This is a genomic window from Bacillus sp. FSL W7-1582 (assembly GCF_038593325.1).
Lineage (GTDB): Bacteria > Bacillota > Bacilli > Bacillales > Bacillaceae > Bacillus > Bacillus altitudinis.
Genome location: NZ_CP151987.1, coordinates 1,459,883 through 1,472,122, shown reverse-complemented (window position 1 = coordinate 1,472,122; position 12,240 = coordinate 1,459,883). Strand labels below are relative to the sequence as shown.

Sequence of the window (12,240 nt, the reverse complement as noted above, 5' to 3'; positions counted from 1 at the left end):
ACATTATGTGTGTAAGGGGGAAGATCACATGACACAAGTAAAACGTCTTCTGATTAACTACAAAACATTAGAGGAATTTAAACAATTTAAGGAATATGGCATACAAGAACTTTCCATGCTTGAAGACCTAGAAAGTAATATGATTGAAAATGACAGCAACTCTCCATTTTATGGGATTTACTTTGGAGATAAGCTTGTGGCACGTATGAGCCTCTATCAAGTAGATGGCTCGACGACGACGTATTTTGACCATAATCATGATTATCTAGAGCTGTGGAAGCTAGAAGTGCTGCCAGGATATCAGCGTAAAGGATACGGCGAAGCACTTGTTGATTTCGCAAAATCTTTCGGCCTTCCAATTCGAACGAATCCACGCGTCAAATCTGCCGGTTTTTGGGATAAAATGGGCTTTGAAGCGGTGAAATATGATATGGAACGCGATAAAGGAGAAAACCCACTCATTTGGGAGCCTGCACATATTCAAAAGAACACAGGTGAGTCCGCTTAATCATTTTAATCAATAAGAAAACGCCCCTCTTTCCATCTGTGAGGGGCGTTTTCTTATTTTGCGTAATCTTTTAAGCTGATATTCTGTTTGACTCTTTCAACAATACCAATAAGTGCCCGGTAATCTTCTTCTGTCATTTTTAATTGACGTTTCAGCTGTTCATTTTCTTCGGTGAGTGATTTTAATTGATGCTGTGCATCTTTAAGCTCCTCCCGTAAATAAGCTGGACCAGATGGTTCTTTCTCAAGCTGCTCTAGAAACCGAATTACTTCTCGAAGCGTCAGTTCAGTCTGATCAGAAGATGCCTTCTCCTCTATGGTGAACGCATGCTGCGGTAAACCCGAAGAATGGATACCAATTTTTTTACGCAGTTCTTTTCGCTGTTTTTTGGCAAGCTCAATGCCCGCCTGGTACTGCTTTCTGACGTAAGAATTCCACCTGAATCCACATGCTGCTGCTGTTCTTGACAATGCTTTTCCAACCTCTTCAAATGCTGAAAGCTGGGTACCGCCATCTCGGATATGCCTTAAGACAACTTCTGCTAAAAGTAAATCTTCATCTTGTGTCCATGCGTCCTGCCGTGTAATCGTCAACTCATCATCCCCCCTGAATCTGAATACCACATCATATGCGCTTACTAGAGTAGATAGACTATTTGCAGGAGAGAAACCTAAAAAATAGATCAATAAAAAAACGCAAGGGAAGATTCCCTCACGTTTTTTTATCAAGCATTAGTTGCTTTTTACGTCTTTGCCTTTGTATGTTCCGCAAGATTTGCAGACACGATGAGAAATTTTCATTTCACCGCATTCTGGGCAAGCTACCATACCAGGTACTTGTAGTTTGAAATGCGTACGACGCAATCTTTTTTTCATTTTAGAAGTTCTTCTAAAAGGTACAGCCATTATTCCCACCTCCTTAAAGAGTTAAGATTCATTATTTTCTTCTAAGAGCTTCTTCAAGCCTTCCAGACGAGGATCAATTCGGTTTTGATGTGCATCTTCCGAAATGACCGCCCAGTCATTCCCTTCCTGTGGTGCAGCACCTTTTACGTCAGCTTGGTCGCAAAAGATTTGCATGGGCACTTCAAGAAGAATTTCTTCCTTGACTATAGGCGTTAAGTCGATGATATCGTCTTCTACAACAGATACGTCTTCATCTTCTATATCGTCTGTCTTATGAAGTACAAATAGTTCTTTTGTTGAAATCGCAAATGGATAATTTACATCAACAAGCGTTCTTGAACAAGGCAATGTCATTTCACCTGTGATGGTTAAATCAAATGCGACTTGCTTTGATTCGATCACTCCAGTCCCTTTCACCTCTACTGGTGAAATACGACGTATATCTGAATGAAGGCTAGTAAGTTCATTTAAGTCAACCGTCTCATGAAAATCGAAGCTGTTTTTAGCTTTTTGATGTAACTGATAAACTGTCCATTTCAATTGTATCACCTCTAAGAGCAACAAACATGATTATAGCTTTCATCATGCTATTTGTCAATATTTTTTCTTTACAGTCCTTCATGACGTCAAAGGGCTGTTTGACATCAGTTCTCGGAATGCCTAAACTGAAAAAAATGGTCTTCATTTTTCCCTTATGCTACTGTAGCACAGACCATTTAACCATAGCAAGAAAGGCGGAACATCTATTGAAAGCAGTGGGAGTCGTTGTCGAGTACAATCCATTTCATTATGGGCATGCCTATCATGTGAATCAGGCGAAAAAACAAACCTCCTCAGATGTTGCCATTGCCGTCATGAGCGGTTCTTTCCTCCAGCGCGGGGAGCCTGCCATCGTCTCAAAATGGGCACGCACAAAAATGGCACTGCAAAACGGCGTAGACATTGTGTGTGAGCTTCCATACATATATGCCGTACAAAAGGCAGAAACCTTCGCCAATGGCGCTGTGTCCATCCTTGATGCATTAAAATGCCATTCTCTTTTTTTCGGCAGTGAGGATGGAGAGATCAACGCATTTGAGCGCACAGCACACGCTTGGTATGAAAAAAAGGCAGAGATTGACCTTTTCACAAAAGAAAAGGTGAAAGAAGGTCTTAGTTATCCCGCAGCAGCAGCAGGTGCGTTTCAAGAAGTCATTCATTCTGAACACTTACTGGATTTGTCCAAACCAAATAACATTTTAGGCTTTCATTATGTTAAAGCCATCTTAGAGAGAGCTCCTCACATGCAGCCTTTTACGTCTCAAAGAATTGCATCTGATTATCATGATGAAGAACTACCTGACAACCAAAAAATCGCAAGCGCAACAAGTATCCGAAAAGCTTTAAAAGAACAGAGCTCATTTCAAGCAGTCACGCCCTACCTCCCGGACGCTACTTTAAAGCAATTACACGACTATCATTCTTCATATGGTCTTTTACATACGCAAGAAGCCTATTTTCGCTTTCTGAAACATGTCTTTCATACAATGGATACGAGTGAACTAGAGGGCATCTATGAAATTGAAGAAGGCATTGAACACCGCATGCAAAAAGCCATGACACATGCGTCTTCCTACGAGGAGTATCTATCACTTGTCAAAACAAAACGATATACGTGGACAAGGTTACAGCGGATGAATACGCATCTATTAATGAACGTGAAGAAAAAGACGATGCACGAGCTGCTTGAAGAGAAAAAAGCGCCCTATATTCGTTTACTTGGAATGACAAGGAAAGGACAACAGTACCTGTCTCTTGTAAAAAAAGAGTTGGATGTACCACTTGTGAGTAAACTGTCTTCCTTTTCACATCCCGCCCTTGATCTTGATATTCGCGCTTCAAGGGTGTTCAGCCTTCCCATCTGTGAACCCATGCAAACAGAATTAACGAAAGCAGAGTTTAAAACATCACCGATTCGATATGATGAAGAGAGCGGACTCTTTTCATCTTGATAGAAAAAAGCAGCCTGATTTGCAGGCTGCTCTTTTTTATGATGCTTTCTCTTTTAATTTGTTTAAATAGTTTAGTGCGTCCTGCATGGTATCCACAGGAACGATTTTCATATCACTTTTAATATCTTTTGCTGTTTTGACTGCATTTTTGTAGTCAGAGTTTGGGTCACCTTTATCATTCGGTGCAAAGAAGATGTCTTTCCCTGCTTTGTCTGCTGCAACAACCTTTTGATCAATTCCGCCAATCGGTCCGACTGTACCATCTGCATCAATCGTTCCAGTTCCTGCGATCGCATAGCCATGTGTTTCATCTTCTTTTGTCAGCTGATTGTAAATTTCAAGTGACATCATTAAACCAGCCGATGGACCGCCGATGTTTTCAATATCCACTTTCACAGAAGGAGACACTTTCACATGACGGTCTGTAAATAGTGATACGCCAATTCCCACTCGTTTTGGCTCTTCTTTAAATGGTTTTAACGTCACGTTCTGCGTGATTTCTTTGCCATTACGTTCAAGTACAAAACGGACAGTCGTGCCTGCTTTTTTACTGCTGATATACGAAACCATTTTATCTGCTGACTCGTATGTATGGCCGTCGACACTTTTGATCTTATCACCAACTTCAATCTTCCCATATGCAGGCATTCCTTTCATCACATAGCTCGCATATACCCCATTAAACGTATAATCTACTTTTTTTCCCGCTTTTGTATAAGCGGCAATCATCGCATTTTCTTGAGAACTTTTCATGAGCTGCAGCTGCCGTTTCATATAATCCTCATCAGACTCTCCGTCCGCTTTAATATTTTCTTCTGGAACGATTTCGTCATACTTGTTCATTTTTGCAAGCAAATACGTATATGGATTGGCTGGACCTACTTTAATGGTCATAAGAGAAAAGCTGCCCTTCTCGCCATATCCTCCGTCTACTTGAATGTGTGGCGCAATTTCTGTGGCATCACCTGGCTTTGTGACGTAATAGGGCAGTTTCACAAAAGTTAAGCCAAATAAGACTAGAACAACAGCAAAAAAGCTGAGCCAGCGAATATTTAATTTTTTCATTCGATTAACACTCCCATTTATCAATGACATCTTTCAGTTTTCCTTTTAGTTGGTCGGCGGCGAGTTCACCTGCTTCAATCATTTCTTGAACCTGTGTAAACGCACTAGAGCTAAAGGTCTCGAGCTTCGGCCGAATCATGAGATCTGCATGAATGGTTTGGTGACGAACCAATTCATTTTGAAGGATGTCCAAACTTTGCATAATGACATCCGATAATCTCGTTGCCTTTTCTGTTTTTTTCACCCTTGATACATCAGAGGCGATAATGAGATCTGCCCCCATTTCTTTGAGAACAGAGACAGGAATGCGGTCCACTACCGCTCCATCCACCAATTGCCTGCCGCCTATTTCATGCGGAACAAACACACCCGGAATGCTAATGCTTGCCCTGACTGCTTGTGAGACAGACCCTTCTTTGAACACAACCTTCTCCCCTGTCTGAAGGTCACAGGCGACAATCGCAAGAGGCACGCGCATTTCTTCAATATTCTTCCCATATGTAAACGTGTGAATCAGCTGCAAAATTCGATTTCCTTTTAACAGACCGATTTTTGGCAGTGTATAGTCAGCATAATACTTTCTTCTGAAGACAAGTGCAAGTTTTTTCATTTTTTCTACGTCTTGTCCTGCCGCATAAAAGCTCCCCACAAGAGCACCAATACTGCTTCCTGCGATCATATCCACCTGAATTCCTTGTTTCTCAAGACTAGATAAAACCCCGATATGCGCCATCCCTCTGGCACCCCCGGAGCCCAGCGCAAGCCCGATAATCGGTCGTTTCATGAATCCACCCTCCTCTTTCTATGCATATATACGAATCTATAGGTCTAAACATGCCCCTTCTCATCGTATAGTAATAGAAGACAGGCTCGGCTAGCATCTCTTTTTCTTTAATCACGAGCTCGCCAATAGATTATAACGGCAAGGGGCGACATCTCCATGAAAAAATGGAACACTCTGTTCATCGCTGCTTTTTTTATCTTTTTAACAGCCACTGTGATAACACATCCACAAGCCTCTTTGCAAGCATCGAAAAATGGACTTGCAATGTGGTGGGAAGTGGTTTTTCCATCGCTGCTACCTTTTTTTATTTTGTCCGAGCTATTAATCAGTTTCGGGATTGTCAGATTTGTCGGCGTATTATTAGAGCCATTTATGCGGCCTATCTTTCGGGTGCCTGGTGTCGGCGGTTTTGTATTAGCGATGGGAATGGCCTCTGGTTTTCCTTCTGGCGCTAAATTGACGACAAGACTTCGGCAGGAAGGACAGCTGACAAGAATTGAAGCAGAACGCCTTGTGTCATTTACCAATTCTTCAAACCCTTTGTTCATTTTTGGAGCAGTGGCTGTAGGATTTTTTCATCACCCAGCTTTAGGCATTGTGTTAGCCTGTGCACATTATTTAGGAAATCTCGCGGTTGGGGTGACGATGCGCGGATATAAAGCACGTCATGATGCGCACCTCAGAAGCCGAAAAGGATTTTTATTGCCTCCAATTCGAGAAGCATTCAGCGCTCTTCATACGGCAAGACTCGCAGAAAAAAGACCACTTGGCCAAATATTAAGTGACGCTGTCATGTCATCTGTTCAAACGCTCTTTATGATTGGCGGCTTTATCATTTTATTTTCTGTCTTTAGTAAAATGCTCGCTGTCGTTCATGTAACAGATCTTCTCTCTATCGGGATCGGCTCTATACTGAAAACGCTGCACCTTCCGCCGGAATTAGATCTAGCCATGATTGCGGGTCTATTTGAAATCACATTAGGAAGTCAGCTCACAGGGTCACAAGAGGTTTCCCTGCTCGCTAAAACAATTGTGGTCAGCTTTATTTTAGGATTTAGCGGATTCTCCGTTCAAGCTCAGGTAGCTGGGATTTTGGCAGCCACCGATATACGCTTTAAACCGTTTTTCTTCGCCCGTTTGCTTCACGGTATTTACGCAGCCGTCTTTGCCTTTTTGTTATTCAAACCCCTTTATGTCTCTAAAGCAGACATGGCGCTTCCAGCAGGGGCATTTGAAACAAGCGAGCAAGTCGTGATGTTTAGCAGCGTGTTATGGAATCAGCTTGTATCTGCTGGTCCTCTCATCACCTTGTTCAGTCTGATCGTGTATATTGCACTCTATTATCAGAAATTAAAAAATGGATGAGTGCACAATGCACTCATCCATTAAATTTCTCTTTCAGCGCAGCTTCGACCTCTTGCGGTACAAGCTCTTTGACTGATCCATGATATTTCGCTACTTCTTTAACAATGCTTGAACTTAAGAAGGAGTATTGATTATTCGTCATCATAAAGAACGTTTCAATGTCATCATTCAACACTTTGTTCATTGATGTCCCTTGCATCTCGTATTCAAAGTCCGTCACCGCTCTAAGTCCGCGTAAAATGACTTTCGCCTCTTTTTGTTTCGCATAATCAACGAGCAGTCCATGAAAGGATTCCACTTTGATATTTGGTAGCTCCTTTGTTGCTTGACGAATGAGTTCACATCGCTCTTCAACAGTAAACAACGGCTTTTTTGACGAATTATTGAGGACGCACACATATACTTCATCAAAAATCTTCGCCCCTCTTTTGATAATATCCAAATGGCCCAATGTGACTGGATCGAAGCTACCCGGACAAACGGCTATATTCCCCATGCTTTAATTTCCCCGCTTTCTATAGATCGTAATGCCAGTCATTCCGTACATTTCCTGCCTTGAGATATGCAGCTGTCCTGCTTCCTCTGGCAGTGTCACATCTTTATCATGCTCACACACAATGACGCCATCATCTGCTAATAAGGAATGCTCATCAATCGTATCAAGAAGTGCTTTCAACTTTTGATCTTTATACGGCGGATCAAGGAAGATGGCTTGAAAAGATTCTTCTCGCTTCACTACAGCGGCGAGTGCACGGTTTGCATCATTTCGAAACACTTCACTTTGATCCATCAGCGACAATTGATTCAAGTTGCCTTTAATCGTCTGAATCGCCTTCATATCTCGATCCACAAATATACAATGATCGAACCCTCTAGAAAGCGCTTCAATACCTAAACCACCACTTCCAGCAAATAAATCAAGGGCCCATCCCCCATCAAAATACGGTCCAATCATATTAAAAATGGATTCTTTTACTTTATCTGTTGTTGGTCTTGTTGATTGGCCGGGTACGGCTTTCAGCGTGCGGCCTTTTTTTGTTCCAGAAATCACTCTCATTTTTTCCACCACTTTTTCTGCTTGCATCTATTGAATATTGTTTGATGACAAAAAATTCAACATTATCTTACCATATCCACTCCACATGGGACAATGCACTGAATTCCATTCATTTTCTATGTATAGATCACAAAAGAGAGGGTCATACTACTGTTAACAGCATCTGATGTGGTGCTGTTGCCAACCGCGGAGAAGACTTACGTTTCCCCATAAGTTCTTCCTCCGGTTTCTCCTCTCCCTTTGCCTTCTCCTTAATGAATCATTAAGAATAGAAGGACCCCGCGGGTGATGCCGCGGGGGTTTTTTTGTGTCTTTAAAAGCCCACCTTATAATCATACTCTTTTGCTTTGTCCAATTTCGATTCGTACTCTAATTTAATAAAAGGTTTATAGGAAGGCTCAACACGTTTTACAAATGGCAATGAACTGAGCTTTGCCATGTGGCGCTCAAGATCATTCATATCACAATAAATCACTGCATATTTCATTTTCCTTGAAATATAGTGAACATTCCCAAATTTCCTTAGCGCTTTTGACTGCTTTAACGAATGCAGCCAAACGACCATCCCTTGACGTTTGGTATCCATCTTTTCACCTGCCGCTTTTCAATTCTTTCCGTTCATTATGTAAAAGACGAGACGTTCAAGTCTCGTCAAGATACTTTACAGCCACAGCTGCCTCCTGATCCACAGCCACCGCCGCATGATGATAGACCATCAAAATATGGGTTCCCTGTTGGAACTTTAATATATGCTGATACAGCTTGACCGATTTCAATACTAATCTCATCTAAGATGGATTGAATCGCTGTTTCTGCTTTTTTGAAATCAACCACTGTATCGTGAAGATCTAGCTTTCTTTTGACCTCACGCATTTCTTTTGAGATCGTTCTATAGTCCGGATGGTATTTGCCGAACCGCTGCACATCTTCATATTGCTCTTTTACTTTTGTAAAATGGGCAATAATTTGTTGGGCTTCTTCGTCTTGCTGGAGACGCTTAAAGCAGTTGCGGTAATGTTCAGCCTCCTCCGACTGAAGAATCATGGCAGCCAATTGATTTGCTTCCTCTTGGAGCTCCACAGATTCGATTGTCGCATACATAAATGTTGCACCTCCAATTCATAGTTTACCACGAAACCTATGGATCAGAAAATGCTTTTACGTGACAAATACATCCCATGTCTCTCTTTTCTGCTTATATTCAGGGTGACGAGAATTTAGCACAACGGTCATTTTATGCTTTCCTTTTGAAAGGTGCTTGACCACAAACGCCGCAGTATACTCATTGCCTGCCCGTTTCCCGTCTACATACACAGTAAAATACCCCGCCTTCTTATCCTTTTTCAAGGGTGAAGGTTCAAGGTGAAAATCTTGAAGTGTACTTTCTATATACACAACAGATCCCTGCACTTTGTATTTTAAAAAGCCTTGCTGCTTCATTTCACTTTGCGTTTGCTGCATGACTGGTATTGCTGGTTCTTGCCTAGTTACTTGCTCTTGATCATGTTGACTTTGACATCCGGTGAGAAGAAAAAGCAATGCGCATATTGACAGCATCCATTTCATGTTCTGATTCTCCTTTCGTCTACTTTCATAGGATGCTCATGAAATAGACATCTTAATCAACTCAAAAAAAGCCTTACCCGGCTCCATTTTGATTGCGCATTGCTTGGAACATCTGGATCATCATTTCAGCCATTTGGACACTATTGCTCAACTGGCTTACACGATGAGGAATGGTTTTTTCGTAAAAGTTCATTTTATCTAATTCAAACGAAGTGACATTTTCAGGATGCCGCGTTAACTGTCTATACCAGAGTGGGCGCTGCCTGATGAATTTGATTCGATCCTCTTCGGCCATGACAAACTCTTGTACTTCTCTCCGCACCAAAAGCATCCCCTTTCAATTAATCTTTCCTGAAGGAGAATGGGTGCTGGCTGCCTCCAGATGAACCCTTCTTTGAGCCATTGGATGAAAATTGACCGAGTAAGCTTTGTAAAGAGGAAATAGACTGGCTCATTTTATTAATTTGTTCATTCATTTGATCAGCGTCCATTTTTTTCACTGCAGAAACCATTTTAGACATAAAATCTGCTTTTCCCGGTTCACTTTGCTTAGCGGCTTTTTCTTCTTTTGCTTCTTCCTTTTGTGTTTGCCGGTAAGGAGACCACATATCATCTTCCTCACCAAACATGACCCAATTCTCGTATAAACTTTGCCAGCTTTTTTCTTGCGTCTGCACTTCTTGAATTAATTTCGGATGGCGTCTGACGAACTGTTTAAATTCATCAATGGATGTTTGCTTTTGCTTATTTGTCATATCCTCACCCCCCATACAAATGCCTACTATACTATATACATCTGGGTCTATTTTGGTGAGCCCTTTTCATAAAAAAACAGCCGCCATCTGTGCGCAGCTGTTTAGAGGATTAAGACGTTTTCTTAATGAAGTTTTGTGTATAGTACTTTTCTTTCACACCAACGCCAAGGTGCGTGTAATCTTGATTTAACAATGCCTTCCGGTGACCTTCGCTATTCAGCCAGCCTTCTACAGCTGCAGGGCCATCAACATAATTATATGCAATGTTTTCCCCCGCAAGCTGAAATGCGACCTCACCTCTTTCTAACCGGTCTTTCAGCGTGCCGTATTTTTTAGATTCATGGGAGAAATAATGATGATCTTTCATGTCCTCACTATGCATGAATGCCACTTCAGAGGTTTCATCGTCCCACTTTAAGGTCGGCAGTTTGTACTTATGGCGGATAATATTGGTCATATCAAAAATTTGTTTTTGACTCGACGCTTCAATATCCTTCCATTTTTCACCTGATATCGCCTCAGGTTCAATTAATTGACCTCGATAAACGACTTCATACGGCTTTTGTTTGACAAATGTATCTGCGTTAAAGGCTCTAATGCTCGAAAGAGTGCTTTCAAACTTATCCATGTAGAGCTGGACATACACATCATCTCCCACTTTCACCGTCGGCCTGGTATTCATATCATCTTCTGAGAATTCAAAGCGATATGAATTTCCCTCGTCCTCTACATGAATGTAAGGAGCGATTTGTGTTTTTTTAAATACTTCACTTGTGGCTTGACCGATTTTAAACGGCTCAACATTCAGCCCATCCCCTGTCGCAAACAAGGTCACCACTTTACTGTCCTTTACCCCTACTTGAATATAGTGTTTCTTCGATTGATTGTATATCCACCAGTCATAATCATATGCGGAAGGATCAATGCGATCTGGTTCCCCTAGCTGTTTAAGCACTTCGTTTGAAGACTTCCCCATAAAGGACATGAGACCTTTTTTCGGAATGTTGATCGGCTTATCGCTAGATGTTTCTTCATTAGACACCTTCGGCTCATTGCTGTTTTCTTTTTCTGGTGAAGATCCATATTGAATAAACAGAATGTACGTTCCAGATATAATCAGGAGGATGAAGAGTGTTTTCAGCACAGTTTTCAAATAAACACCTCCGTTAAATTGGCAAGGTACAAAAAGTACCTTCTATTGTCATTTAAACAAAACTTGCTCCATTTATCAACGACAATACAGCCTATTTAACACGAATTTAAAATATGCCCCTCCTAATGAAGAAATCCTTGGCCATGATCCTGGTCTTGTTGAGAGATCTCCGTTAGAGCATCACCTGCACGATCGTTTGATAAATCTTCAACTGATAAATCCCCAAGGGCTACGATTCCTGTGAGTGCCCCATTTTTGACAACCGGGATACGGCGGAGCTGATGTTCTGACATCAACCGGACAATTTCTTCTAGGGTTGCATCTTCTTCAGCTGTCAAAACTTCCTTCGTCATGATGGCACCAACCTCTTGTGAGTTCGGCTTTTTCTCAGCAATACCTCTAAGTACAAGGTCGCGGTCTGTGACAATACCAACAAGCTGATCTCCGTCGACTACTGGAATGGCACCAATGTCAGCATCTTTCATTTTGACTGCCGCTTCATACGCATTGTCGTCCTTTTGCAACGTCACTACTTTTTTCGTCATGATATCTTTGATTTTTTTCGTTTTCACGTTGATTCCTCCATCCGTTATTTTCTTTATTACTGTAACCAGCTTATAAAAGAACATACCTTTCACAGTTGAAAGTTTAACGCTTTCATACTATGATTGTCAGTAAAGGGAATTTTTATAAGGAGGGGTTTTGGGTGAAGTTTGAAGGTACGGGGATTGAGAAGGTATCAGCTGACTTAAATAAATTGGATTTCATTATGGAAAGTGAAGGATTTGTACGAGCCGATCAATGGGATTATGAGCGTGTGACGTACGACAGGAAGTATAACATGGTAGAGGGGACGTTTTACTTACGGATCTCTGGCTACGCCACTGAGGGAGATGTTGGCTCCAAAAAAGCCCACATCCAGCTGCTGACACCTTTACTTGGAAAACACTATTATCCACATGGTGTTGAATATGGAGAAGGCGAAGATTTCCCTAAATCTCTTATTCAATCAAGCAAAAAAACGCTGAACCAATTAAAAGAAAAACTAGAAGCGATAACTGCTGAAGCATAAAAAGCACAGCCCCTGCGGC

At 41.6% G+C, this 12,240-nt stretch carries 18 protein-coding genes; 4 read left to right on the top strand and 14 right to left on the bottom strand.

What is annotated here, in order from left to right; translation table 11 throughout:
• Nucleotides 1-28 precede the first annotated feature (28 nt).
• Entirely contained in the window at nt 29-508 is a 480-nt protein-coding gene (locus NSQ11_RS07565; RefSeq protein ID WP_007499784.1) for an N-acetyltransferase, read from the top strand.
• A 53-nt stretch (nt 509-561) separates the two neighbouring features.
• Here the strand turns inward: NSQ11_RS07565 and gerR are convergent, their stop codons facing one another.
• The 3 genes from gerR to NSQ11_RS07550 all read right to left on the bottom strand — a co-directional run bounded on the left by gerR (nt 562) and on the right by NSQ11_RS07550 (nt 1,953).
• Nucleotides 562-1,101, bottom strand: coding sequence for a sporulation-specific transcriptional regulator GerR (gerR, locus tag NSQ11_RS07560; RefSeq protein WP_017359370.1), 540 nt, complete (start codon nt 1,099-1,101; stop codon nt 562-564).
• A 138-nt stretch (nt 1,102-1,239) separates the two neighbouring features.
• Nucleotides 1,240-1,413 (bottom strand): 50S ribosomal protein L32, encoded by a 174-nt coding sequence (rpmF, locus tag NSQ11_RS07555; protein WP_008354700.1) that lies wholly within the window; start codon nt 1,411-1,413, stop codon nt 1,240-1,242.
• Between the two features lie 21 nt (nt 1,414-1,434).
• On the bottom strand, nt 1,435-1,953 hold the full coding sequence (locus NSQ11_RS07550; protein ID WP_008345010.1) for a DUF177 domain-containing protein: 519 nt from the start codon (nt 1,951-1,953) through the stop codon (nt 1,435-1,437).
• A 26-nt stretch (nt 1,954-1,979) separates the two neighbouring features.
• Here NSQ11_RS07550 and NSQ11_RS07545 point away from each other — a divergent pair, with 26 nt between their 5' ends.
• Entirely contained in the window at nt 1,980-3,404 is a 1,425-nt protein-coding gene (locus NSQ11_RS07545; protein ID WP_038475156.1) for a nucleotidyltransferase, read from the top strand.
• A gap of 36 nt (nt 3,405-3,440) precedes the next feature.
• Here the strand turns inward: NSQ11_RS07545 and NSQ11_RS07540 are convergent, their stop codons facing one another.
• Together NSQ11_RS07540 and NSQ11_RS07535 are read right to left on the bottom strand one after the other, a co-directional pair.
• On the bottom strand, nt 3,441-4,469 hold the full coding sequence (locus NSQ11_RS07540; RefSeq protein WP_017359372.1) for a SepM family pheromone-processing serine protease: 1,029 nt from the start codon (nt 4,467-4,469) through the stop codon (nt 3,441-3,443).
• A 4-nt stretch (nt 4,470-4,473) separates the two neighbouring features.
• Nucleotides 4,474-5,253, bottom strand: coding sequence for a patatin-like phospholipase family protein (locus NSQ11_RS07535; RefSeq protein WP_017367186.1), 780 nt, complete (start codon nt 5,251-5,253; stop codon nt 4,474-4,476).
• Nucleotides 5,254-5,409: 156 nt separating this feature from the next.
• Here NSQ11_RS07535 and ylbJ point away from each other — a divergent pair, with 156 nt between their 5' ends.
• Nucleotides 5,410-6,618, top strand: a complete 1,209-nt coding sequence (ylbJ, locus tag NSQ11_RS07530; protein ID WP_048001591.1) for a sporulation integral membrane protein YlbJ — start codon at nt 5,410-5,412, stop codon at nt 6,616-6,618.
• A gap of 13 nt (nt 6,619-6,631) precedes the next feature.
• Here ylbJ and coaD read toward each other — a convergent pair whose 3' ends face one another.
• The 9 genes from coaD to NSQ11_RS07485 form a co-directional block, all read right to left on the bottom strand.
• Nucleotides 6,632-7,114 carry a pantetheine-phosphate adenylyltransferase gene (coaD, locus tag NSQ11_RS07525; protein ID WP_007499803.1) on the bottom strand — a complete coding sequence of 161 codons (483 nt, stop codon included), beginning with the start codon at nt 7,112-7,114 and terminating at the stop codon, nt 6,632-6,634.
• Between the two features lie 3 nt (nt 7,115-7,117).
• Nucleotides 7,118-7,675 (bottom strand): 16S rRNA (guanine(966)-N(2))-methyltransferase RsmD, encoded by a 558-nt coding sequence (rsmD, locus tag NSQ11_RS07520; protein ID WP_007499805.1) that lies wholly within the window; start codon nt 7,673-7,675, stop codon nt 7,118-7,120.
• A gap of 313 nt (nt 7,676-7,988) precedes the next feature.
• Nucleotides 7,989-8,261, bottom strand: a complete 273-nt coding sequence (locus NSQ11_RS07515) for a YlbG family protein (protein WP_008345023.1) — start codon at nt 8,259-8,261, stop codon at nt 7,989-7,991.
• 65 nt (nt 8,262-8,326) lie between these two features.
• Entirely contained in the window at nt 8,327-8,776 is a 450-nt protein-coding gene (locus tag NSQ11_RS07510) for a YlbF family regulator (RefSeq protein ID WP_007499807.1), read from the bottom strand.
• 57 nt (nt 8,777-8,833) lie between these two features.
• The gene (locus NSQ11_RS07505) at nt 8,834-9,241 is read right to left on the bottom strand and encodes a hypothetical protein (RefSeq protein ID WP_035392159.1); all 408 of its coding nucleotides are present in this window, start codon (nt 9,239-9,241) and stop codon (nt 8,834-8,836) included.
• A gap of 73 nt (nt 9,242-9,314) precedes the next feature.
• Nucleotides 9,315-9,563 carry a YlbE-like family protein gene (locus NSQ11_RS07500; protein WP_017359376.1) on the bottom strand — a complete coding sequence of 83 codons (249 nt, stop codon included), beginning with the start codon at nt 9,561-9,563 and terminating at the stop codon, nt 9,315-9,317.
• Between the two features lie 19 nt (nt 9,564-9,582).
• The gene (locus NSQ11_RS07495; protein WP_017367184.1) at nt 9,583-9,996 is read right to left on the bottom strand and encodes a YlbD family protein; all 414 of its coding nucleotides are present in this window, start codon (nt 9,994-9,996) and stop codon (nt 9,583-9,585) included.
• Between the two features lie 109 nt (nt 9,997-10,105).
• Complete coding sequence (locus tag NSQ11_RS07490) at nt 10,106-11,149, bottom strand: CAP-associated domain-containing protein (protein ID WP_342501326.1); 1,044 nt, start codon at nt 11,147-11,149, stop codon at nt 10,106-10,108.
• 122 nt (nt 11,150-11,271) lie between these two features.
• Nucleotides 11,272-11,694, bottom strand: a complete 423-nt coding sequence (locus tag NSQ11_RS07485; RefSeq protein WP_034646433.1) for a CBS domain-containing protein — start codon at nt 11,692-11,694, stop codon at nt 11,272-11,274.
• Between the two features lie 161 nt (nt 11,695-11,855).
• On the opposite strand from NSQ11_RS07485, the gene NSQ11_RS07480 reads away from it, so the two are divergent.
• On the top strand, nt 11,856-12,221 hold the full coding sequence (locus NSQ11_RS07480; RefSeq protein WP_008345035.1) for a YugN family protein: 366 nt from the start codon (nt 11,856-11,858) through the stop codon (nt 12,219-12,221).
• The last annotated feature ends 19 nt before the right edge of the window (nt 12,222-12,240 follow it).

What these genes read in the sequence shown, in the direction of transcription:
- NSQ11_RS07515 (WP_008345023.1), bottom strand. Translation starts at nt 8,261, where the DNA reads ATGGATACCAAACGTCAAGGGATGGTCGTTTGGCTGCATTCGTTAAAG.
- ylbJ (WP_048001591.1), top strand. Translation starts at nt 5,410, where the DNA reads ATGAAAAAATGGAACACTCTGTTCATCGCTGCTTTTTTTATCTTTTTA.
- NSQ11_RS07485 (WP_034646433.1), bottom strand. Translation starts at nt 11,694, where the DNA reads ATGACGAAAAAAGTAGTGACGTTGCAAAAGGACGACAATGCGTATGAA.
- coaD (WP_007499803.1), bottom strand. Translation starts at nt 7,114, where the DNA reads ATGGGGAATATAGCCGTTTGTCCGGGTAGCTTCGATCCAGTCACATTG.
- NSQ11_RS07535 (WP_017367186.1), bottom strand. Translation starts at nt 5,253, where the DNA reads ATGAAACGACCGATTATCGGGCTTGCGCTGGGCTCCGGGGGTGCCAGA.
- rpmF (WP_008354700.1), bottom strand. Translation starts at nt 1,413, where the DNA reads ATGGCTGTACCTTTTAGAAGAACTTCTAAAATGAAAAAAAGATTGCGT.
- NSQ11_RS07545 (WP_038475156.1), top strand. Translation starts at nt 1,980, where the DNA reads ATGATTATAGCTTTCATCATGCTATTTGTCAATATTTTTTCTTTACAG.
- rsmD (WP_007499805.1), bottom strand. Translation starts at nt 7,675, where the DNA reads ATGAGAGTGATTTCTGGAACAAAAAAAGGCCGCACGCTGAAAGCCGTA.
- NSQ11_RS07540 (WP_017359372.1), bottom strand. Translation starts at nt 4,469, where the DNA reads ATGAAAAAATTAAATATTCGCTGGCTCAGCTTTTTTGCTGTTGTTCTA.
- NSQ11_RS07505 (WP_035392159.1), bottom strand. Translation starts at nt 9,241, where the DNA reads ATGAAATGGATGCTGTCAATATGCGCATTGCTTTTTCTTCTCACCGGA.
- NSQ11_RS07510 (WP_007499807.1), bottom strand. Translation starts at nt 8,776, where the DNA reads ATGTATGCGACAATCGAATCTGTGGAGCTCCAAGAGGAAGCAAATCAA.
- NSQ11_RS07495 (WP_017367184.1), bottom strand. Translation starts at nt 9,996, where the DNA reads ATGACAAATAAGCAAAAGCAAACATCCATTGATGAATTTAAACAGTTC.
- NSQ11_RS07565 (WP_007499784.1), top strand. Translation starts at nt 29, where the DNA reads ATGACACAAGTAAAACGTCTTCTGATTAACTACAAAACATTAGAGGAA.